This window comes from Vibrio sp. vnigr-6D03, from assembly GCF_002835515.1.
Classification (GTDB): Bacteria; Pseudomonadota; Gammaproteobacteria; order Enterobacterales; family Vibrionaceae; genus Vibrio; species Vibrio penaeicida.
Genome location: NZ_PIZL01000013.1, coordinates 54569 through 77624, shown reverse-complemented (window position 1 = coordinate 77624; position 23056 = coordinate 54569). Strand labels below are relative to the sequence as shown.

At 42.5% G+C, this 23056-nt stretch carries 21 protein-coding genes, 1 riboswitch and 1 other annotated feature; of the genes, 10 read left to right on the top strand and 11 right to left on the bottom strand.

The annotated features are described in order from the left end of the window. Positions 1 to 3: 3 nt before the first annotated feature. Positions 4 to 972, top strand: a complete 969-nt coding sequence (locus CW749_RS10945; protein WP_101112096.1) for an alpha-L-glutamate ligase-like protein — start codon at positions 4 to 6, stop codon at positions 970 to 972. Positions 973 to 1138: 166 nt separating this feature from the next. Here the strand turns inward: CW749_RS10945 and CW749_RS10940 are convergent, their stop codons facing one another. Together CW749_RS10940 and cysS are read right to left on the bottom strand one after the other, a co-directional pair. Next, a complete protein-coding gene (locus CW749_RS10940; RefSeq protein WP_101112095.1) occupies positions 1139 to 1717 on the bottom strand; it encodes a thymidine kinase in 579 nt (192 codons plus the stop codon). A gap of 65 nt (positions 1718 to 1782) precedes the next feature. Next, positions 1783 to 3171 carry a cysteine--tRNA ligase gene (cysS, locus tag CW749_RS10935; protein ID WP_101112093.1) on the bottom strand — a complete coding sequence of 463 codons (1389 nt, stop codon included), beginning with the start codon at positions 3169 to 3171 and terminating at the stop codon, positions 1783 to 1785. A gap of 220 nt (positions 3172 to 3391) precedes the next feature. Between cysS and CW749_RS10930 the strand changes: the two genes are divergently transcribed. The 4 genes from CW749_RS10930 (at position 3392) to CW749_RS10915 (ending at position 6612) form a co-directional block, all read left to right on the top strand. Continuing rightward, on the top strand, positions 3392 to 3886 hold the full coding sequence (locus CW749_RS10930) for a peptidylprolyl isomerase (protein WP_101112091.1): 495 nt from the start codon (positions 3392 to 3394) through the stop codon (positions 3884 to 3886). 38 nt (positions 3887 to 3924) lie between these two features. After that, positions 3925 to 4659 (top strand): UDP-2,3-diacylglucosamine diphosphatase, encoded by a 735-nt coding sequence (gene lpxH / locus CW749_RS10925; RefSeq protein WP_101112089.1) that lies wholly within the window; start codon positions 3925 to 3927, stop codon positions 4657 to 4659. Positions 4660 to 4766: 107 nt separating this feature from the next. Then, entirely contained in the window at positions 4767 to 5978 is a 1212-nt protein-coding gene (locus CW749_RS10920; RefSeq protein WP_101112087.1) for an HDOD domain-containing protein, read from the top strand. Positions 5979 to 6099: 121 nt separating this feature from the next. Beyond that, positions 6100 to 6612: a YchJ family protein gene (locus CW749_RS10915; protein WP_101112085.1), complete on the top strand. Its 513-nt coding sequence runs from the start codon at positions 6100 to 6102 to the stop codon at positions 6610 to 6612. A 107-nt stretch (positions 6613 to 6719) separates the two neighbouring features. Here the strand turns inward: CW749_RS10915 and hisIE are convergent, their stop codons facing one another. From hisIE to hisG, 8 genes are read right to left on the bottom strand one after another with little or no spacing between them, the layout of a single operon-like run. Then, positions 6720 to 7355, bottom strand: a complete 636-nt coding sequence (gene hisIE, locus CW749_RS10910; RefSeq protein WP_101112083.1) for a bifunctional phosphoribosyl-AMP cyclohydrolase/phosphoribosyl-ATP diphosphatase HisIE — start codon at positions 7353 to 7355, stop codon at positions 6720 to 6722. After that, complete coding sequence (gene hisF / locus CW749_RS10905; protein WP_101112081.1) at positions 7352 to 8125, bottom strand: imidazole glycerol phosphate synthase subunit HisF; 774 nt, start codon at positions 8123 to 8125, stop codon at positions 7352 to 7354. The genes hisIE and hisF overlap by 4 nt, the downstream gene beginning before the upstream one ends. Beyond that, entirely contained in the window at positions 8107 to 8844 is a 738-nt protein-coding gene (gene hisA, locus CW749_RS10900; protein ID WP_101112079.1) for a 1-(5-phosphoribosyl)-5-[(5-phosphoribosylamino)methylideneamino]imidazole-4-carboxamide isomerase, read from the bottom strand. The genes hisF and hisA overlap by 19 nt, the downstream gene beginning before the upstream one ends. A gap of 11 nt (positions 8845 to 8855) precedes the next feature. Next, the gene (gene hisH, locus CW749_RS10895) at positions 8856 to 9470 is read right to left on the bottom strand and encodes an imidazole glycerol phosphate synthase subunit HisH (protein WP_101112077.1); all 615 of its coding nucleotides are present in this window, start codon (positions 9468 to 9470) and stop codon (positions 8856 to 8858) included. Between the two features lie 13 nt (positions 9471 to 9483). Beyond that, positions 9484 to 10557, bottom strand: a complete 1074-nt coding sequence (gene hisB / locus CW749_RS10890; RefSeq protein WP_101112075.1) for a bifunctional histidinol-phosphatase/imidazoleglycerol-phosphate dehydratase HisB — start codon at positions 10555 to 10557, stop codon at positions 9484 to 9486. A 14-nt stretch (positions 10558 to 10571) separates the two neighbouring features. Further along, the gene (gene hisC, locus CW749_RS10885; protein WP_101112073.1) at positions 10572 to 11624 is read right to left on the bottom strand and encodes a histidinol-phosphate transaminase; all 1053 of its coding nucleotides are present in this window, start codon (positions 11622 to 11624) and stop codon (positions 10572 to 10574) included. Continuing rightward, positions 11624 to 12922 (bottom strand): histidinol dehydrogenase, encoded by a 1299-nt coding sequence (hisD, locus tag CW749_RS10880; RefSeq protein ID WP_101112071.1) that lies wholly within the window; start codon positions 12920 to 12922, stop codon positions 11624 to 11626. The genes hisC and hisD overlap by 1 nt, the downstream gene beginning before the upstream one ends. A 4-nt stretch (positions 12923 to 12926) precedes the next feature. Further along, entirely contained in the window at positions 12927 to 13823 is an 897-nt protein-coding gene (gene hisG, locus CW749_RS10875; RefSeq protein WP_101112069.1) for an ATP phosphoribosyltransferase, read from the bottom strand. A 56-nt stretch (positions 13824 to 13879) separates the two neighbouring features. Further along, positions 13880 to 14012 (bottom strand) — a sequence feature (His leader region). Between the two features lie 259 nt (positions 14013 to 14271). On the opposite strand from hisG, the gene CW749_RS10870 reads away from it, so the two are divergent. Then, positions 14272 to 14733: a hypothetical protein gene (locus CW749_RS10870; protein WP_101112067.1), complete on the top strand. Its 462-nt coding sequence runs from the start codon at positions 14272 to 14274 to the stop codon at positions 14731 to 14733. Positions 14734 to 14806: 73 nt separating this feature from the next. On the opposite strand, the gene CW749_RS10865 is transcribed toward CW749_RS10870, so the two are convergent. Further along, complete coding sequence (locus CW749_RS10865) at positions 14807 to 16435, bottom strand: Na+/H+ antiporter NhaC family protein (protein WP_101112065.1); 1629 nt, start codon at positions 16433 to 16435, stop codon at positions 14807 to 14809. Positions 16436 to 16533: 98 nt separating this feature from the next. Beyond that, positions 16534 to 16717: riboswitch (Lysine riboswitch) on the bottom strand. A gap of 323 nt (positions 16718 to 17040) precedes the next feature. Between CW749_RS10865 and CW749_RS10860 the strand changes: the two genes are divergently transcribed. The 4 genes from CW749_RS10860 to CW749_RS10845 all read left to right on the top strand — a co-directional run bounded on the left by CW749_RS10860 (position 17041) and on the right by CW749_RS10845 (position 22969). Then, a complete protein-coding gene (locus CW749_RS10860) occupies positions 17041 to 17445 on the top strand; it encodes an H-NS family nucleoid-associated regulatory protein (protein ID WP_101112063.1) in 405 nt (134 codons plus the stop codon). Between the two features lie 366 nt (positions 17446 to 17811). Next, the gene (gene imuA / locus CW749_RS10855; RefSeq protein ID WP_101112062.1) at positions 17812 to 18486 is read left to right on the top strand and encodes a translesion DNA synthesis-associated protein ImuA; all 675 of its coding nucleotides are present in this window, start codon (positions 17812 to 17814) and stop codon (positions 18484 to 18486) included. 3 nt (positions 18487 to 18489) lie between these two features. Then, positions 18490 to 19890, top strand: coding sequence for a DNA polymerase Y family protein (locus CW749_RS10850; protein ID WP_101112061.1), 1401 nt, complete (start codon positions 18490 to 18492; stop codon positions 19888 to 19890). 7 nt (positions 19891 to 19897) lie between these two features. Further along, positions 19898 to 22969 carry an error-prone DNA polymerase gene (locus CW749_RS10845; RefSeq protein ID WP_101112060.1) on the top strand — a complete coding sequence of 1024 codons (3072 nt, stop codon included), beginning with the start codon at positions 19898 to 19900 and terminating at the stop codon, positions 22967 to 22969. Positions 22970 to 23056: the final 87 nt, after the last annotated feature.

The window sequence follows — 23056 nt, the reverse complement described above, 5'->3', positions numbered from 1 at the left end:
GCCATGTGGAGTAAGTTCACCTCACCCTTCAAGCTGAAAAGCAAAGGGATTATGGGCATGAATCAACGAAATCATAGCTACATTGGGCGATATAACGATCGCTCAAAGTACCCATTAGTTGACGATAAACTGAAGACGAAAATCATCGCTGAACGTGCTGGAGCAACGGTACCCAAGTTGATTGGTGTTATTAGCCACCAAGCAGAAGTAAAGACGATTCACAATATGGTGAAAGACTGGCCAGGGTTTGTGATTAAGCCAGCTCAAGGCAGTGGTGGCAAAGGCATATTGGTTGTCACTTCCCACAAAGATGGGGAATACATTAAGCCATCGGGTTCAGCCATCAATAAAGAAGACGTAGAACGCCACGTAAGTAACGCACTCGCGGGTTTGTTTTCTCTTGGCGGCAAGAATGATGTCGCGGTCGTAGAAAACCTAATTAAATTTGATGATTGCTTTGAAGGTTTCAGTTACGAAGGCGTGCCCGATGTTCGTATTATTGTGTTCAAAGGCTATCCTGTGATGGCAATGATGCGATTATCAACATCCGATTCAGACGGAAAAGCTAACTTGCACCAAGGTGCGGTAGGTGTAGGCATCGATATTGCCACAGGCAAAGCAATTCGAGCGGTGCAGTTTGATCAGCCCATTAAAGCCCACCCAGATACTGGGAAAGATCTCTCTACGCTGCAAGTCCCTCATTGGGAGCGCTTACTGGTGTTGGCATCCAGTGCGTGGGAAATGACCGGGCTGGGTTACATGGGCACCGATATGGTACTGGACAGAGAAGAAGGTCCTATGGTTTTGGAGCTAAACGCTAGACCGGGCTTGGCAATACAGATTGCCAATGGTTGCGGGTTGCTGCCAAGGCTTAGACATATAGAAAGCCTTGGCGAACCAGCGGAATACCCTAAGCCAGCTGAAAGGGTCGCTTATGCCGCTAAGACTTTTGGTTCGCAAAGCGAAAGTTAGCCTTTTATATAGGTAATCTTGTAGATGGTTAGCCTTATATATAGTTAGCCTTATATATAGTTAGCCTTATAAATAGTTAACCTGCATTGGAACAGCTATCTAGCGGTATCCCATAACGTAAAAGAGCACCTTTCCGGTGCTCTTTTTGTCTGTGTTTGTTGCGCTCTTATTTGCCTAACGCTTCTTTATAGTGCTTTCTGCAAACCGAGACATATCGATCGTTTCCACCAATAGCCACTTGATCGCCTTCGGCGATGGCGTTGCCTTGCTCGTCCGTTCGAATCACCATGTTGGCTTTTCTTCCACAATGACAAATGGTTTTCAGTTCTACCAGTTTATCTGCCCATGAAAGTAAATAGCGGCTCCCTTCGAAAAGCTCACCAAGAAAATCGGTTCGTAAGCCATAACATAAAACCGGGATGCCTAACTTATCGACGACTTCTGTCAGCTGATACACTTGATCACGGGAAAGAAACTGACACTCATCAATCAAAATACAGTGGCGTTTTTCTTCTGCATTGTGATTTGATATTTCTGCGTAGAGATCGGTTTTCTCACTAAACAATTGAGCTTCCGATTGCAGACCAATTCTGGAACTGACTTTACCCATACCGTAACGATCATCAAGCGCCGCAGTGTAAATCAAAGGATTCATACCACGCTCTTGATAATTAAATGAAGATTGAAGAAGAGTTGTCGATTTACCCGCGTTCATCGCCGAGTAATAGAAATACATTTGAGCCACAGAATGTTTCCAAGAATCTAAATCAGAAAAAAGGGCTGAAATCTCAGCCCTTTATAAAATCGTTATTACTTACGACGCCAGATTGTCCCTTCAGGACCATCTTCAAGTACGATACCCATTTCGGTTAGCTTGTCACGCGCCATATCCGCATTTGCCCAATCTTTCGCAGCACGAGAGTCGTTACGCAGTTTGATCAGTGCTTCAATTTCAGCCACTTCGTCATCATTACCCGCCGCTGCGCCACCTTGCAAGAATGCCTCTGGCTCTTGGTGAAGAATACCAATCACATCCGCTAATTCGCGCAGTAATGCACCCAATGCAGACGCTTTTTCTAGATCTTCGCCTTTAAGACGGTTTACTTCACGTGCCATATCAAACAGCACTGAATAAGCTTCAGGTGTATTGAAATCGTCGTTCATAGACTCAGTAAAGCGAGTTACGTACTCTTCACCACCTGCTGGTGACGCGGTCAAATCCAAGCCACGAAGAGAAGTATATAAACGCTCAAGCGAAGCGCGAGCTTGATTTAGGTTTTCTTCGCTGTAGTTGAGTTGGCTACGATAATGACCAGACATTAAGAAGTAACGAACCGTTTCCGCATCATAATGCGTCAAAACATCGCGAATCGTGAAGAAGTTGCCTAGTGACTTAGACATTTTCTCACGGTCAACCATCACCATACCGCTGTGCATCCAAGTGTTCACGTACTGAGTATCATGAGCACAGCATGACTGAGCAATTTCATTTTCATGGTGTGGGAATTGCAAATCTGAGCCACCACCATGAATATCAAAATGGTCGCCTAAAATAGAAGAGTTCATTGCAGAACATTCGATGTGCCAACCTGGACGGCCAGGTCCCCAAGGTGATTCCCAAGTTGGTTCACCTGGCTTGGACATTTTCCACAGTACAAAATCAAGTGGGCTGCGTTTTGCTAACTCAACGTCAACTCGAGCACCTGCTTGAAGCTGGTCCAAATCCTGACGAGAAAGCTTCCCGTATTCGTCGTATTTCTTCACTTCAAACATCACATCACCGTTGTCGGCAACGTAAGCGAAACCACGTTCAATTAAGGTTTCAACTAAAGCAATGATTTCTTGAATAAACTGAGTCGCTCTTGGCTCTACATCTGGGCGTTTCATATTCAATGCATCGAAATCGGCGTGCATATCACCGATTAAACGCTCAGTTAGCGAATCACATGTCTCGCCATTCTCTGCTGCTCGCTTGATGATTTTGTCATCAATATCGGTAATGTTACGAACAAACGTCAAGTCATAACCAAGGTAGCGAAGGTAGCGTGAAACAACATCAAAGGAAACAAACGTACGACCATGTCCAATATGACAGAGATCATAGATAGTTACTCCACAAACGTACATGCCAACTTTGCCAGCATGAATGGGTTTGAATTCCTCTTTTTGTCGTGTGAGTGAGTTGAATATCTTTAACATGATCTCTATTTATCAATTGGTGAGTTTTAGGACGCATGAGTATAACAAGACAGCTGAGGTTAAGTAATAGCTCCGTTTCAGAAATCGCCGTTGAAAATGTTATTTCGTTCCAATCGAACAACTTTTGCCCATGCTATCTTCATTCGGGTATCGCTTGTGTAAATTTGAAGTTACGCTAGAATTCTGTATCCATTCCCATTAATTTTTAAAGGAAGTAATCATGATCACCCTTCACACAAACTTTGGTGACATCAAGATCCAACTTAATGATGAAAAAGCACCAGAAACCAGTGCTAACTTTTTACAGTACTGCCGTGATGGTTTTTATGACAACACTCTTTTCCACCGTGTCATTGATGGATTCATGGTTCAAGGTGGTGGTATGACTTCAGGCTTGCGTGAAAAAGATTCTCGCGCTCCAATTAAAAACGAAGCGAACAATGGTTTGAGCAACAAAGTGGGTACACTTGCTATGGCTCGTACTATGGAACCGCATTCTGCAAGTTCTCAGTTCTTCATCAATGTGAACGACAACACTTTCCTTGATTTTAAATCTGAAAGCTTAGATGGCTGGGGTTACTGTGTGTTTGGTGAAGTTGTGGAAGGCATGGACGTAGTCAACAAAATCAAAGACGTTGCTACCGGTTCAATGGGCATGCACCAAGACGTTCCTCTTGAAGAAGTGCTTATCACTGGCACAACTATCGAAGAATAATCAATTGAGGGAGCTTTTCGCTCCCTTTTCTAAGGCTTATGACCACTCTTTTTATTTCTGACCTGCATTTATCTCCTGCCCACCCTGAAATCACTGAAGGTTTTTTTTATTTCCTTGAACATCACGCCACTCAGGCTGAAAAGCTATACGTATTGGGTGATCTGTTCGATTTCTGGATTGGTGATGATGATAACTCGCCATTCAGCCGATCAATTATCAATGCGTTCAAGTCTCTCACTGACTCTGGCGTTCGTTGTTACTTCATTCACGGAAATCGTGACTTTTTAATCAGTAGGCGTTTCAGCAAAGAGACCGGTGTTGAGCTTTTGCCTGAAGAAACAAAAATTGACCTTTATGGTACCCCTACTCTACTTCTTCATGGTGATACATTGTGTCTTGATGATGTTAAGTACCAAGAATTCAGGAAAAAAGTACATCAGCGATGGCTACAAAGATTATTTTTATGTGTCCCCCTTTTTCTAAGAAAGAAAATTGTCAAAAACGTTCAAAATAAAACCCGAAGTGACAAGAAATCAAAAGCTCTGGACATCATGGATGTTACAGAACCTGAAGTAGAACGTGTTATGAATGCGCATAACGTTCTGTTGATGATTCATGGTCATACCCATAGACCAGATGAACACGACGTTGAGCTCACAAACTCCCATGGTAAAAGGGTTGTGTTAGGGGATTGGTACAAGGAAGGCTATGCGTTAGCCTACAATGAAGCTGGGGTAAGACGGATTACGTTTCCACTTAACCCGATAAAATAGCCGTCTAACGTAACACTGTGTAACGGGTTATTGAGCTAAATATAGATATTTTTTTTCGTCTGATTATTATGCAGCACCATTCCAGTAATTAGACGTGAGTAATACCATTGAAATACTCTTATGTTGCAAGGCAGCCCATATTTGACCTCGACCTCAAGACTATGGGTTACGAGTTGTTATTTCGTGATGGTCCTAAAAACACGTTTCCAGACATCGAACCAGAACTCGCAACCAAGCGATTATTTAGCGACCAGTTCTTGAGCCCCAATCAAAACAATCTAGGCTCTCTAAAAGGGTTTGTGAATTTCCCTTATGAAAGCTTGATCAACCAGATTCCGGCTCTCTTTCCACGTAGCTCTATCATTATTGAAGTATTGGAAGATTGTGCACCCACGGACGAGCTTTTTAAAGCGCTTAAAGACTTATACTTACTTGGCTATAAGATCGCTCTGGATGACTTTGTTCCAAGCCCAGAATGGAAGCGCTTCTTGCCATTAATATGCATCATAAAATTTGATATTCGCACCGTCCCTATCAGCAAGGCGGCTTATTTCATTTCAAAGCTTAAAAACTCAAAAATTCAATTTTTGGCAGAAAAAGTAGAGACTTATGACGAGTTTCAGCATGCTAAAGACGTTGGGTTTACGTTATTCCAAGGTTACTTTTTTGCCAAGCCTGAAATGATACAGCATCGCGCTATTGAACCAGCATTATTAACGGTTGTTCAGCTGTGTAAAGAAATCTCTAGCGACCAAATCAACTACAACGAGATTGAACGCTTAGTCGCAACGGATGTTTCTCTCTCCTACAAGCTTCTGCGCTATGTCAATTCATCATCTAGCGTTTCAAATGAGATAAAGTCATTCAAACAAGCGTTGGTTTATTTGGGTGAAGATAAACTGAGAAAATTCATCTCTTTGGTTGCTGTTTCAAACACCAATGAAGGGAAACCCAATACGCTTTATACCTTATCGATAACCAGAGCGAGATTCTGCGAATTGGTCGCGTCTAGCTATCGAGGCGACGTAGATAAAAGTCTCGCATTTTTAACTGGTATGTTGTCTTTACTGGATTCTTTATTAGATCAATCCATGGAGGAAATCCTCCAATCTATTCCTGTAGACCAAAAGGTTAAAGACGCTTTATTGGGCCAACAGGGTATATTGGGTGACATTTATACACTGGTTAAAGCGTTTGAACGTGCCGATTGGACAACGGCAGTAAGTAAGCGAACTGAACTGAATTTAAGTGAAAACTGTGTGGCTGATTGTTACCGAGAGGCAATTAGTTGGTCTCAAGAATTAATGGATGTAGATTAACACATACCACTCTCTACCTTTCATTTTTAAAGCGTGATAGCCTCCTAGCTAAAATAAACTGCAGGCTAAATTGAAGGTGCACTTCGGTTTAGCTTACTACGCTCTATCTGGTAGAAGTGCTATGTCTAATTGCCCATGTGGAAACTCTCGTTCTTATCAAGATTGCTGTGAAATCGTTCACCTAAATCACGCTGCTGCCATCCAACCTGAAATGTTGATGCGTGCTCGCTACAGTGCACACGTTAAAGGATTGGTGGATTTCGTTGTTGATACTTATCATCCATCACAATATGCCGATGAACAAAGAGAAGGGATTGCTAATTCGGTAGAAAGTGACTGGTGTAAGCTGGAAGTGATCAACACCGAAAGCGGAAGCCATGCTGACGAGGGTTACGTCGAGTTTAAAGCTTACTTCAATGAAGATAACCAACAATACTGTTTAGGTGAACGCTCTCGATTCCTTCGTGAAAATGGTATGTGGTATTACGTCGATGGGACTTTTCCAAAAGAGGAAAATCAGCCCTCTGAAGATCCTGATCCTAGACTGAGTCAGCCCATTAAAAACCTTAAAGTTGGGCGAAACGACCCATGTGTTTGTGGAAGTGGCAAGAAATTTAAGAAATGCTGTGGCTAGCTGATGCTACGCAAAAAGGTGAAACTAAGAAGAGAAAGAAGAGAAAGAAGAGAAAGAAGAGAAAGAAGCCTCTTACGTAGAGGCTTCTAAAAACAACGATTAGAATGCTATTTGTGACGCTCTTTCAGTTTATTAATCACATCGTCCATCGATAAGCCTTGATCTTGTAATAGCACCAACAAGTGATATATCAAATCGGCAGACTCACAGACTAACTCCGCCTTGTCGCCCGACGTCGCCGCAAGCGCAACTTCAACCCCTTCTTCGCCCACTTTTTGCGAAATACGCTTGGTGCCACGGGCGTATAAGCTGGCAGTATAGGAAGAATCTGGGTCGGCATTCTTGCGGGCAGCCAATAGCTGCTCAAGCTGATGAAGCCACACCATTTGTGACTCTTCTTGAGGATCACCATCCCAACACGTCGTAGTGCCTTTGTGGCAAGTAGGTCCAACAGGATCGACCTTTACAAGTAACGTATCGTTATCACAGTCTAATGAGATATTTTTTAATGCTAGGACGTTGCCCGACGTTTCACCTTTGGTCCACAAACGCTCTTTCGTTCTAGAGAAAAAAGTCACCTGACCCGTTTCACCTGTTTTCGCTAGCGCATCTTGATTCATGTAGCCCATCATTAAGACTTGGCTAGACTGGAAGTCTTGCACTATGGCTGGAACCAAGCCATCCACTTTGTCCCAATTGATGCGCTCAGACAGTGCACTTACTTCAGCTGATTCAAAACTCATAATCGCACCTCTACGCCTTCTTTCTTCAAATACTTTTTCAGTTCACCAATATTGATGACCTGTTTGTGAAATACCGATGCTGCAAGAGCTCCATCCACATTTGTCGCTTGATATGCCTCGGCAAAGTGCTCCATAGCGCCCGCCCCACCAGAAGCGATCAATGGTACATTGCAGACTTCTCGAACCATGTTCAATTGCTCGATGTCGTATCCATTTCTCACGCCATCTTGATTCATCATGTTCAAGACGATTTCGCCAGCACCGCGTTTTTGCACTTCTTGAACCCAATCTCGGGTTTCCCATTGCGTCGCTTTTGTACGGGCTTCATCACCTGTGAATTGATAAACCTGATATTTACCTGTTTCTTTATCAAAGTAGGAATCAATACCGACGACGATACACTGAACACCAAACTTATCGGCAAGCTCAGTTATAAGGGAAGGGTTTGCTAAAGCAGGAGAGTTAATGGACACTTTGTCTGCGCCAAACTCTAGGATTCGGGCTGCGTCTTCTGCTGATTTAATGCCGCCAGCTACACAAAAAGGAATATCGATAACTTCTGCTACGCGCGCGACCCAACTTTTATCGACCACACGACCATCACTCGATGCCGTAATATCATAAAACACCAACTCGTCGGCGCCCTCTTGAGCGTATCTTTGTGCAAGAGGAACGATATCACCAATGATCTCATGATTGCGGAACTGAACCCCTTTTACCACCTGACCATCTCGAACATCAAGGCACGGAATTATTCGCTTTGCCAACATGCAAATGCCTCCTCTGCTGTAAATTTACCGTCTAATAAAGCACGTCCAACAATCACACCAGCGACTCCACTGCCTTTTAAGGCTTCAACATCTGCTAGTGACCCGATACCACCGGACGATTGAAACTGAACTTGTGGGTATTGTTTACATAGGTCCACATAAAGCTCTACATTTGAGCCAGCTAATGTCCCATCACGAGAAATATCAGTACAAAGCACATGCGTTAAGCCGACAGTTAAATAATCATCGATAAGCGCTTCAATAGTGACGCCGGAATCTTCTTGCCAACCGGAAATAGCGACTTTGCGCACGCCATTTTCGTCAATATTAATATCGAGTGCTAGAACGATTTTCTCTGCACCGTATTTCTCCATCCAACCTTTTACCAGTTCAGGTTGTTTTACCGCAGTAGAACCAACCACAACTCGCTGGGCTCCGGCTTCCAGTAAGTCGACCACATCTTGTTCGCTTCTTACTCCACCGCCAATTTGAATATTTGCTGGGGTACTTGCCAGTAGCTTGGCGATCAAATCAAGCTGGCGTGCCGATGTATCTTTTGCACCAGTCAGGTCGACCAAATGCAGCCAACCCGCGCCGGCTTGATGGTATAAATTAAATTGCTCAGCTGGGTCTACTTTGTATTCGGTTACTTGACCGTAATCCCCTTGATACAGGCGAACGACTTGACCTTCAATTAAATCGAGAGCTGGAATAATCACTTATAATTCCCTTATAAATTCAGAAAGTTTTCAATGAGCTTAGAGCCGGCTTTAGAAGAACGTTCTGGGTGAAATTGCACACCATAATAGTTACTACTTTGTACCGCTGCGGTGAACGGGTTTCCATAGTCACAGTTGGCGATTGTGTAGTCACCTACTGGCATGGCAAAGCTATGCACAAAATAGAAGTACTCACCTTCCTCAATACCTTTGAACAACGGGTGCCCTACTTTCGCTGAAACTGTATTCCACCCCATATGTGGTAAAGGTAACTCGCCCGTTTCCATCAAATTGACTTCACCGTCACACAGCCCAAGGCATTCCACCAACTCATTCGCCTTCTGCCCTTTCTCTTGAGAGACTTTTCCGAGCAGCTGCATACCCAAACAAATACCAAGTAGTGGCTTCTCAACCTTCTTAACGAGATCAATCAGATCTCGCTCTCGAAGGTTTTTCATGGCTTCACTTGCGGTCCCGACACCGGGCAAAAACAACTTGTCCGCTGCGAGTACCACCTCAGGATCTTTGGAAATGGTGACTTTATAGCCTAGGCGTTCAATAGCAAACTTCACAGAGGACACATTGGCGCATCCAGTATCAATAATGACAACTTTTTGTTCTGTCACGTGTCTTTCCCCTTTAAAGCATGCCCTTGCTGCTTGGTAATTCGTTACCTTCTACTTTAATGGCTTGGCGAAGTGTACGACCAAACGATTTGAATAGGCTCTCTACAATATGGTGGTCGTTTTCACCGGTAGAAGATAGGTGCAAGGTACAAGCCATAGAATCCGCTATAGAACGGAAAAAGTGTTCCGCCATTTCAGTTGAAAAGTCGCCAACCATTTCACGGCTAAATTTTGCATCGAAGACGAGGTAAGCTCTGCCCGACAAATCCAGCGCACATTGCGCCAAGCATTCATCCATTGGCAAACTGAAGCCAAAGCGACCAATACCACGCTTATCTCCTAACGCTTCTTTTAATGCTTGCCCTAACGCCAGAGCAGTATCTTCAATGGTATGGTGGTCATCGATGTGCAGGTCTCCGTCCACACTGCATTTAATTTGGAATCCGCCGTGTGTCGCGATTTGATCCAACATGTGGTCAAAAAAGCCCAAACCTGTTTTGATGTCATTCCCACCTTGCTCATCAAGGTTAACGTTTACCTTGATGTCGGTTTCTTTAGTTGTACGAACCACTTCAGACACACGCGCATTCACGGTCAGATCTTTTAGAATGGTCCGCCATCCCATGGTTTCTGGGTTGTACTGAATTCCGCGAATGGCCATGTTTTCAGCCAATTGAAGATCCGTTTCGCGATCACCAATCACTACTGAGCTTCGAAAATCCACTTTCCCACCTTGAAGGTACTCTTTCACCATCCCCAGTTGTGGTTTTCGGCAAGAACAGTTGTCTTCATCAAAGTGTGGGCATATTAGAACATCGTCAAATTTCACCCCCTGTGACTCAAAGATCTCCATCATCATATTATGTGGCGCATCGAAATCTTCTTGAGGGTAGCTGTCTGTACCGAGTCCATCTTGGTTCGTCACCATAACCAATCGATAGCCCGCATCTTGCAAAGCCAGTAGGCTAGGAATCACAAACGGTTCGAACTTTAATTTATCGAGACGGTCCACCTGAAAATCAACGGGTGGTTCAACGATTAAAGTGCCATCACGATCAATAAATAGAATTTTTTGTTGCTTGCTCACTACGATTTCCTTTCTTAAGCGACATTTTTAGCTAACTGATTGCGAATAAAAGCGACAACTTTTTCACATTCATCACGATTTCCTACGCTAATGCGTATGCAGTTTTCAATGGGAGAATTTCGCAGAATGATTCCGCTGTCCCATGCAGCTTGGAATATTGCATCGCCATCTTCAAATTTAACTAATAGGTAGTTACCCCATCCTTCAAAAACTTCAACCCCTTCCAGCATACTGAGACCCACTTGAAGATAGGCACGGTTTGCATTCAGATCTAACGATTGGAATTTCATTCTGGCTAACCCTGCTTCAGAAAGCGCTTGAACGGCAATCTCCGAAACTGGAACTGGCACTGGATAGGGTGCAATGACTTTCAATAGCACATTGATCAGCTCTTCATTTGCCAATGTGAATCCGCAGCGAAGCCCTGCTAGTGCAAAAGCTTTAGAAAGCGTACGTAAAATAGCCAGGTTAGGATACTGCGCTAAAAGATCAGTGGTTGAAGCTTCTGGACAGAAATCAATATACGCTTCATCCATCACCACAATGGCGCGATCTTTTGTCATTTCAAGCAAGGAAACAATGTCCTCGCGTTTGACTAAATTTCCGGTTGGGTTGTTAGGGCTGCATACAAAAACCAGTTTTACGTTCGCTAGGTTTTCTTCAATTCCCTTCAGATCCAACTGCCAATCTTGTGTCAACGGCACTGTTTTTCGCTCAACACCAATGGTTTCTGCACTAATGGCATACATGCCATAGGTGGGTGGGCAGTAGAGAATGGCATCTTCATTGGGTTCACAAAAAGCACGAATCAATAATTCGATGCCTTCATCTGCACCGCGTGATGTTAGTGTTTGCTCTGGCTTAACCCCAGCATAAGCGGCATACGCTTCAATGAGATCTCTCGGCTGGCATTCGCTGTAGCGATTCAGTCGAGCAAAGTCTGTTTTGTATTCATTATTAAAAGGCGATTCGTTTGCATTGAGCCAAACGTCCCCTGTACCACCAATTTTACGAGCAGAAAGATAAGGGGTCAGTGCTTGAACCTGTTTACGAGCCAATTTTTCCATCACGACTCTCCCTCTTGTAGCTTTTCTATACGAATAGTGACAGCACGCTTGTGTGCATCCAACCCTTCAGCTTCCGCCATTGTAACAACAGTTGGAGCCAAAATTTTCAGACCATCCGATGTTAACTCTTGCACTGTCATACGCTTTGAAAAATCAGCTAAGCCAAGGCTTGAGTAAGTGCGGGTATACCCGTATGTCGGAAGCACGTGGTTGGTACCTGAAGCATAATCGCCTGCAGATTCTGGTGACCAATCCCCAAGGAAAATTGAGCCTGCATTATCTAGAAGTGGTAGCAGTTCACGTGGGTTTTTAGTTTGAACAATCAGGTGTTCAGGACCATAAAAGTTAGAAATAGAGACACATTGTGTTAGAGATTCAGCGATAACAATCAAGCTTGAACCTAATGCTTGCTCTGCGATTTCAGCACGGGAAAGCGCTTTCAACTGACGTTGAACAGCGTCCGTGACTTTGTCTGCAATAACAGGAGAAGGGGTAACCAAAACCACTTGCGAATCTGGTCCGTGCTCGGCCTGACTCAGTAAATCGGCAGCGATAAAATCCGGTTCTGCTGTTTCATCGGCAATAATAAGCACTTCTGACGGACCTGCTGGCATGTCGATAGCCGCACCACGAAAATCGTTGCTTACCTGACGCTTCGCTTCTGTTACGTACGCATTACCGGGGCCGAAAATCTTGTCCACTTTACTTACAGAATCAGTACCATATGCCATCGCGGCGATCGCTTGCCCACCTCCCACGTTATATACCTCATCGATATCACACAGCTGTGCGACATAAAGTATTTCGTCAGCAATCGGAGGTGGCGAACACAATACGACTTTACGGCACCCAGCAATTTTAGCTGGTACGCCTAACATAAGCACGGTCGAGGGCAACGGAGCACTACCACCCGGAATGTATAGCCCGACGGTGTTAATTGGGCGAGTCACTTGTTCACAAACCACCCCTGGTTGAGTTTCAACTTTAATCGGCTGGGGCTTTTGTGCTTTGTGGAACATTGAGATATTGGCATACGCTTGTTCTAGCGCTTGTTTCATCTCACTAGAAAGGCGATCTGAAGCTGCCTGAATATCCTGCTTAGACACTCGAACTGAATCTGGAGTGACACCATCAAATTTTTCAGTCAATTCGATAAGCGCTGCATCACCGCCAATTCGCACTTTCTTTATAACATCAGAAACAGCGGCGGTAATATTCGCCCCTTCCGTTATGGCAGGGCGCTCTAGGACAGCGTCTTGTTGCTGTTCACTTAATGATTGCCAAACTACGGTTCTCATCCCATTACTCCATCATTTTTTCAATTGGCAGTACCAAAATTGAGCTGGCGCCAAGCTCTTTTAATTGTTCCATGGTTTCCCAGAACAGGTTTTCAGTGCTAACAAGATGTACAGCAACGCGGTTTTGCTCAGCAGACAGTGGAAGCACGGTTGGATCTTCAGCCCCTGGAAGTAAAGCTTTGACTTGCTCTAGCTTATCCGTTGGGGCATGTAGCATGATGTACTTAGATTCTTTGGCTTGTAAAACGCCTTGCATTCGAGTCAGCAGCTTTTCAATCAGAGCTTTTTTGTCTGCTTCGAACTCACCTTTACGTTGAATCAGGGTCGCCTTAGATTTAAAGATAACTTCCGCTTCTTTAAGACCATTTGCTTCAAGCGTTGCACCTGTTGAGACGAGATCAGCAATAGCGTCAGCAAGCCCTGCTCTTGGTGCAACTTCAACAGAACCTGTCAGTACACAAGCACTGAACTCAACGCCTTGTTCATCCATGTAGCTTTTTAGTAGTTGAGGATACGTCGTTGCAATACGTTTACCCGCAAGGTCTTGCGGACCTTTATATTCTTCATCTTTATCGATAGCGATGGACAAACGGCAGCCACCAAAATCTAAACGACGAAGCGGAACGAATTCGCAAGGCTCCCCTAGTGCTTTTCTGTCTAAACGCACCTCTTCCAATTCATTTTCGCCAATGAAGCCTAAGTCGACAACACCGTCCATGATAAGCCCTGGAATATCGTCGTCTCGCACAAGCAGAAGATCGATAGGCATGTTTTCAGAGTGAACGACAAGTCTCTCCCCCATGATATTGAACTTAGCGCCACATTTTTTAAGTAGGTCTAGACACTCTTTACTCAAGCGTCCTTTTTTTTGAATAGCAATTCTTAGGCGTTGTGTTTGCATTACGATGTCCCTATGCGAAATTTAGTGAATATTTAATATTTTATAAGTCGTTAAAAATGAAAAAACCCTCGGGAGTTTTCTCTCCCGAGGGTTTAAATCTGTATTTTCTGATTCAACCACCGAGAGTTCTGAGCCTCTCGGGTATGCGTAAACCTCCCGAAAGACTAGTCAGGATGATGATGGTGATGAATGTTCATTACACTTTTACGCATATTTAGTTTCTCCTTGAGTTAACTCCACACTAACTAAGCTCAATTGGATTTGCAAGACTCTATTCGAAAAAAATTGTCTTCTCGGTAATTACACTTTTTCTGCTTGTCCTTAGAAGCTGTTAAACAAATGCATCAAGTTGGTAATTAAATGCGATTTTCTTGTATTGCCCAACAATAAAACACCATTCAAAATATTCACAACAATATTATTACCTCTACCTAAGGATACAAACGTGATGAACAAATTAAAGGTGTTGATGACTGCAAGCGCTTCTATCTTATTAGCAGGCTGTACATCCGATACTACTGCTTCTCATAATGCAGGTTACCCTGAGCCACCTTCTTGGGATTTCCCTTACGTTACTGAAGCTGCATATGAAATTTCACCACACAGCCTCGAGGGTCGCCCTTTTAACAATGATGGATTGGCTTATACCCATGAGGAACTGGAAGCTCTACCAGTAAAAGACATGGCACCCGAACAACTTCAAAATTACGCTGATGTGGTAACCCATGCCTTCCCTGATGCAACTTATCAATCTGTCCCTGAAAATTGTGAAGATATCCCAGCAGAAAGTTTAAATGAAACGTCTTTGGCTAATGTGGCATACATTTCAATGCAAGCAGTAGAGAAAGCAACGAGAGATTCAGCGAAAAGCTGCCTTGTGACGTTGCAGAAGATGTATAGAAAAGAGTAAATAGAAGAAGAGTGGATAGAGAAAGAGCAGGTTTTCACCTGCTCTTTTGATTAAGAGCTATTGAACTTAGTAATTAAGCCTTAGCTAGGCTTTGTTTGCGTTTGGAAATGACACTTAAAGCACCACATACCACAGCAAATGTCACACTCGCAGCGGCGAATGAGAATAGAATGGATGACGTCATTCCCAGAACGACAAATCCAACACAAGATACTAGTGCAACGGATAATGCGTAAGGCAATTGCGTTGCAACGTGATCAATGTGATTACAACGAGCTCCCGTCGAAGATAGAATCGTCGTATCAGAAATTGGAGAACAATGGTCTCCGAATACAGAACCAGCTAAAACGGCACTCAACATAGGAAGCATCAACGCTAAGTCTGTCGCACCAGCTATATCACCAGCGATTGGCAACATGATGCCAAATGTTCCCCAAGAAGTTCCCGTCGAGAATGCCATCAAACCAGATAACAAGAATAAAATAACAGGTAGCCAATGAACACTGATGTTGCCTTGTACTAACGAAGACAAGTAAGTGCCCGTTTTTAAGTCACCTATTACTGAACCAATTGTCCATGCAAAAAACAAAATTAATATAGCACCGAACATTGAACCAGCGCCGATCCATAAAGTTCGAGCAATTTGAGATAGTTCAATTTTCTGGCGGAAGACGGTAATAAGTGCTGTCGCTAAACCAATCAGACCGCCATAGCATAAAGATGCACCTACATCGGTATTTTCAAACGCACCTAACAGATCAAATTCTTTACCTGATTCGGTGAGTGATTCTGCTCCGGTATATAGCATAAAAAATATTGTCGCTAGAATTAAAGCAACAATTGGCATAATTAAATCGGCAACTCTACCTTTTTCACTTTCGCTAATATCAAGGTCTTCACTCAATTCACTACTGGATTGATTATTTGCATCATCAAATCCCATTCCTTGAGAGGCTTCAATTTCTTTTTTACGCATCGGTCCAACGTCTAGCTGGAACCACACCACAGCAAAAACCATCAGTAATGCAAATACCGCATAAAAATTCATTGGAACCATATTGACGTAAGCACTAAGCGCAGAAGAATAATCCGTCAACCCGTGAGTGACTAAAATCCCGCCAATGATAGTCATTATATAAGCGCCCCAGCTAGATGCTGGCATTAACACGCACATCGGAGCGGCTGTAGAATCTAGAATATAAGCAAGTTTAGAACGTGATACATAAAAACGATCCGTGACTGGGCGAGATATTGCTCCGACGGCTAGGCTATTAAAGTAGTCATCAACAAAAATAAATACACCTAAAAATGCGGCGAGTAATTTTGAACCACGTTTACTTTTCACGCGGCTTTGTGCCCATTCAGCGAATGCCCGTGTACCACCAGACAATGTAAGTAAAGCTGTCATCATTCCTAATAATAAAAGAAACGCAACAATACTCATATTCCAGCTATTAAGGCTACTCTCTTCTACTTTTACACCATCAACAGTAACTTCATTAGTTTCAATAACTACGCCATATACTTTGTCCCATATATATTTAATGGAATCAGCAATGGAATAGTCAGTGATCAGTAAACCACCAAGAAAAATGCCCATACCTAATGAGACAAGAACTCGACGAGTAATAATAGCTAGCCCTAAAGCGACAAGCGGCGGCAACAATGAAAGGGGGGACGATGCAAAATCTAATAAATTCATGATCTTCAGAAACCAATATTTGGTTAGAGATCTACTGTAGTCGGTATTATATATACCTTAAGTTGAACAAGCGAAAGGGAAGTGAACACTTCACCCAACCCCACAGTAGCGCTCCATAGTTTAACAACAATATAGACTATGGCAGTGTTATACCTATTCGGATATAACCCCAGCATTGAAGAATGATGGCTTTCAATACTTCGGCAATAACGCCTTTCTGTTTCCCTCTTAGGTATCACCCTCTTGAAACATACTAATCATTACTGCGCCTCTACCTTAAGTACTGGATTGATTAAAAATCCACCACTTAAATCAGGTTCGAGTCATTCTACGGATGCAAAAGCTTTTTGCAACATATAATTTCAAGTTTCAACCAACCTGATGAAACTTTCGACTAGATTGAGCGTCTATATGCCTTACACTTACACTTTTCTGACATTTAGCGTATTAAATATTGACGTATTCTATTCTGCTAAATAAGTAATTAAATATATTTTTAGAAATGTGTATTTGAATTTCGATATATTTGAAATAAAATTATATTGTATTCTCGTCTTACACTGTTATTATTGTGTACGTTTACTAAAATAAGAATGGGACTGAACATGTCAGATATTGCAAAAACCCTGCTTAATATTCGCAGTCTACGAGCATTTGCTCGTGATCTACCGCTTGAGCACTTGGAAGAAGCGCTAGATAAATTAACTACCGTTGTTGATGAACGTCGTGAAGTAGAAGCTGCAGAATTAGCAGAAAAAGCTGAACGCGAAGCTAAATTAGCTGAATACGCAAATATGATTGCTAAAGATGGTATCGATGTAGATGACCTTATTGCAGCGCTATCTGGAGAAACAAAATCTAAAGCGAAGAAAAAGCGCGATCCTCGCCCAGCTAAATACAAATATACTGTTGATGGTGTAGAAAAGACTTGGACAGGTCAAGGTCGTACTCCTTCTGCAATTCAAGCTCACTTGGATTCAGGTAAAGCTTTGGATGATTTCCTAATCTAGCTTTCACTTTGTTACAAAAATTATTGCAGCACTGGGCATGTCCCTCGATTCTATACACCAGTGTTTCATATATTGAGCCGAAATTTATATAAATTTCGGCTTTTTTAATGCCACTATTTGCATTACATCGATTATCTTCAAACTGCATATATTTATATTATTGATAACCATTCAAGCTATTTCATTTAAAATATATTCATCTAAGCTCATTTCATTATCATCTCTTTTGAAGAAAACACCTGAGTCATACATTTATGATTTATTTGTACTTTCTTCTTCTACAAGCTCAGTAGTGCAGAAAGTTCTTGCCGCTCCCTTTTGAATGCATATACTATAAATACTGTACATACATACAGGTTTATGAGGATGCATGAGATAATAAAGACACTAAAGCATAAAAACTTACTATGGAACGGGGTAAACACATCAAATTATGCAGATGTTATCTCTTCAGGCTATACCGAACTAGATAACAAATTAGGCGGCGGCTTTCCAAGTAAAGGGGTTATCGAAATAGATACTGTTACTGGTATCGGTGAGCTACGATTGCTAGATGCATTTTTAAGCAACACTGCAGACAACAGACTTAGAGTTTTTATTCACCCTCCCGGAAAGATATGTGGAGAGTTTTTCGTAGCACAAGGCTATAAACTTGACAGGATTGTTGTTATTTCGCCAAGAAACTACAAGGAAGCTTTATGGGCTGCCGAACAATCATTGAAAAGTGGGGCTTGCTCTCATGTATTACTATGGCGTGACACGTTAGAAATACATCAAGTAAAACGGTTACAAATGGCGAGTGAAAATGGTAATTGCTCACTTATTATCTTCAAACCACAAAAACAAGCCTTTCCTCTACCTGTATCACTTAGTTTAAGTCTTGAGGCTCACTCAAAAGGTTTGAACATTACAATCAATAAACGAAAGGGAGGCTTAGGTAGAACAGCCTTATGCATAGACATGTCCCATAACTGGGTGAATTTAACTAGGGCTCCCACAGATAATACCATCATTACCTTTCCTCTTCTAAAACGAGGATAAATTATGCTGTGGCTTTACCTGAACTTTACTCACCTACAGCTAGATTCTTCATTTTGTGGCTCAGCTTATGATGGTAACCTTGCCATCATTAATCACGATCACCAAATCGTACAACTTACACCTCATGCTTATACCTCAGGATTAAAAATCGGTATGGGGCTTGGAACGGCTGCATCGCTCTGCCACGATTTACAAGTTCATTCATACGATCCCTATATTGAACAAACAAAATTGCAGGAAATAGCACGGTGGCTTTACTTAATAACCTCAGACATCACATTGTTTGAGCCAAATGGAATTCTTTTTAAAATCAGCGATATGCTTTCGTTGTATTCTAATATTGAACATTACTGGTCAATCATTCAGTCCCACTTGCAATCTTTTAATATACGCTATGACTATTCAACTGGATTTTCCCCATTTTCAGCACAAATACTTTCTCAACAGAAAACACATTTAATTACAGATAATAAAGAAGTCTTAAAAAAGAAACTTTATGCATTGTCTTTATCGGTTAGTGGACTACCCCATAAAACAGTAGAAAAACTTTCCCGCGTAGGTATTGAAACTTTCGATGACCTATTAGCCATACCAATGGCTGATATTGCTAAGCGTTTTGATATAGATCTTATTAACTATATAGGAAAAGTAACGGGTAGGTTTAAGCATCCAGTTGAATTCTATCATCCACAGCAAACCTTTAAATATTCTCTCGATCTATTATATGAAATAGAAAATGTCCAATGGCTCGAAAAACCGCTAAGTAAATTACTGAAAAAGTTGGAACATTTCCTTAAATTACGTGATCAAATCGCTCATGAAATTGAAGTTGTTTTGTTTCTCAGGAATAAACAGAACACCAGCTTTATAATAAGCTCTGCACAAGGAGAATATCTAGCTGTTAATTGGATAAACTTATCTAAGCTCACCTTAGAGTCTATTTCAATCCGTTCTCCCGTAATAGCAATAAGCTTGAGTACTAAACGAGTTGAGCAACAAGCCAGCTTCAACACCGACCTATTTACAGGGCAACAGGGCAAGACAACGGCACTAGAGTTAATGTCAGTATTAGAAGCGAAACTAGGTAAAAAGGCTGTGAGCCGACCCAGTATTGCCCCAGATCCCCGGCCAGAAATTGCTAATTCATACTCTTCTCCTCTCTCTGAACAACTGAGAGACCCTTTATTCAAACCCAAACTTAGACCAAGTATTCTCCTTCCACACCCAGAGCGGCTGACAGATGAAATATCCATAGCACATGGTCCTGAAAGGGTTGCCACCGGCTGGTGGGATAATAACCCTGTGATTCGAGATTATTTTATTGTGCAAAGTCATGATGGTCGCTGGCTTTGGGTATTCAGAACACCAAAGAAACAGTGGTTTCTACACGGAATATTCAGTTAGGGTTCTTATGGGTTATACCGAATTGTTTTGCCAAACTAATTTCTCCTTCTTAGAGGGGGCTTCTCACCCAGAGGAGTTAGTTGTTCAAGCTGATTTCTTACAATATTCAGGGATTGCCATTACCGATGAATGTTCCGTTGCTGGTGTAGTACGAGCTTATAAGGCGATACAAGTTCAAGAGCTACAACTGAAACTCATTGTTGGCTCATTATTTCGAATGGGGAATGAGCTTGAATTAATCCTGCTATCCACAAATAGACAGGGGTATGGTGAGTTATGCCGAATTATATCAAATGCACGAAGACGTAGTCCTAAAGGAGAATACAGCTTATCTGAATGGGATATCATGTCAGCAAAACATTGTTTGATTATCTGGCTACCAACTCATAAAGATTGTGACTACCATTGGGCAAAATGGTTAACGAGACACCACTCTCAAAAGTTATGGATAGGCCTACAACGCCATCTACAGCATGATGACCATGCATTCATAGAGCACTGCGAACACCTTAGCGCTTTATACCATATTCCGATAACGGCTTGTGGTGGTGTCCTCATGCATAGCGCAGCTAGGCTTCCTTTACAGCATACTTTGACCGCGATTAAGCATGGTACGAGCGTCAGCAACGCTGGTCGATTACTCCAAAGCAATTGTGAGCATTCACTTCGTTCGAAAGATAAGCTTCAAAGAATCTTCAAGAAAGAATGGTATGTTGAAACCGAGCGTATTCTCTCGCGTTGTCGTTTCGACTTAGGTTCTCTTCAATACGAATACCCAAGCGAACTGGTTCCAAATGGATACACGGCAATAGATTATCTAAAAGAGCAAGTAAAAGCGGGCAGCAAACGCCGATTTCCTCAAGGCGTCCCATCCGATATACAAAAACTTATCGATAAAGAATTGGCTTTAATTGAAGAGTTAAATTACCCATTTTACTTCCTAACCATCTATGACATTGTCATGTTTGCCAAACGGAAGAAAATTCTCTATCAAGGTAGGGGGTCTGCCGCCAATTCTGTTGTTTGTTACTGCCTAGAAATCACAGCGGCCGATCCTCGTCAAATATCAGTGCTTTTTGAAAGATTCATCAGTAGAGAGCGCAATGAGCCACCCGATATCGATGTCGATTTTGAACATGAACGACGCGAAGAAGTCATTCAATATATCTATCAGAAATATGGACGCAGTCGCGCTGCTCTTTCTGCAACCGTTATCACCTACCGGTTTAAAAGCGCGGTGAGAGAGGTGGGTAAAGCCTTAGAGATCTCAGCAGAGCAACTCGAATTCTTTATAAAGAATGTGAATAGACGAGATAAAGAATTGAACTGGCAAGCGCAAATAGTCGAGCTAGGTCTCGACCCTGACGCTTATCAAGGGCAACTTTTCATTCAATTGGTCAATGAAATACTTGGGTTTCCGCGTCATCTTTCTCAGCATGTCGGTGGTTTTGTCATCTCATCAGGTCCTTTATATGAATTGGTTCCTGTTGAGAATGCAGCAATGGACGAACGTACGGTCATCCAATGGGACAAGGATGATCTCGAAAGTTTGGGGCTACTCAAAGTCGATGTTTTAGCATTAGGGATGCTAACGGCAATTCGTAAGTGCTTCAAAACGATCCAATCTTTCCATAACATCGAGTTGAGCATTGCGGACATTACTCGAAAGCAAGATGATCCTAATGTTTATAACATGATTCAAAAAGCCGATACCATCGGTGTATTTCAAATAGAATCTCGCGCTCAAATGAGCATGTTGCCTAGATTACGCCCCAAGAACTACTACGACTTAGTCATTCAAATCGCCATCGTCCGCCCAGGTCCAATACAAGGTGACATGGTTCATCCATTCCTCAAGCGACGTAATGGCATTGAAGAAGTCTCCTACCCATCGGAAGCCGTCAAAGATGTTCTATCAAGGACAATGGGCGTACCCATATTTCAGGAACAAGTGATCAAACTTGCAATGGTTGCAGCCGGTTTTTCCGGAGGAGAAGCCGACAAACTTCGAAGAGCAATGGCATCCTGGAAAAAGAATGGTCAATTGATGCAGTTCCGCTCCAAACTCATTAATGGCATGCTAGAGAGAGGGTATCAAGAAGAGTTCGCGAAAAGACTCTTTGACCAAATATGTGGATTTGGTGAGTATGGTTTTCCTGAAAGCCACTCTGCTTCTTTCGCAGTCCTTGCGTACGTCTCATCTTGGCTTAAATATTACTACCCCGAAGCTTTTTATACAGCGCTAATGAACAGCCACCCTATGGGGTTTTACAGTGTCTCTCAGCTAGTCCAAGATGCTCGAAGGCATGGGATTAATATAAAACCAATTTGTGTGAATCACTCAGACTACGATCATTTAGTAGTAAGAAATAACGATAGTTTTCATATTCGATTAGGGATGAGGCTAGTCAAAGGATTAAAAAAAGAAACTGCAGAAAGAATCACTCACCGCCGCCCTCATTCAGGTTATCAACACACTTCAGATTTGAAAAGTATAGGAATCGAACGTAAAGATTTAGAAACTCTCGCCTCTGCAGATGCACTAAAAGTATTTGCTGGTAATCGTTTCTCCGCACGTTGGAAGATAATGGATGGTACTGATGACCTCCCCTTGTTTCATTCACAGAAAGAGCAAGATAGTCGCTACTTTTATCAGCCTGACGATTTCAGTACCTTAACAGAAGACTACGCCGCTACAGGGCTTTCTTTAAACAAGCACCCTGTCACGTTGTTAAGCAACGCAGGTATACTGCCGAAATTCACGCGTATGCAAGATCTTTCTAATAAACCGCATAAGTCTCTGATCACTGTGATTGGCTTAGTGACAGGCAGACAATCTCCCGGCACAGCCGCCGGAGTCACATTTTTCACGTTAGAGGACGACACTGGAAACGTGAATGTGGTTGTATGGGGAGCAACAGCAAGAGCCCAAAAGCAAGCTTACCTTACGGCAAAGATTCTAAAGGTAAAAGGGATTCTAGAACGAGAAGGGGAAGTTATACATGTAATTGCGGGAAAACTGACTGACATGACCAACCACTTATCCAAATTAAGAACACAATCAAGAGACTTTCATTAACCTCAGTTTTGGATAAGAAATAGTATAACTTATTGAGTTAATTGAAAGACTTAAAAAGCAAGAAAGCGGCAATTGCCGCTCTCAACT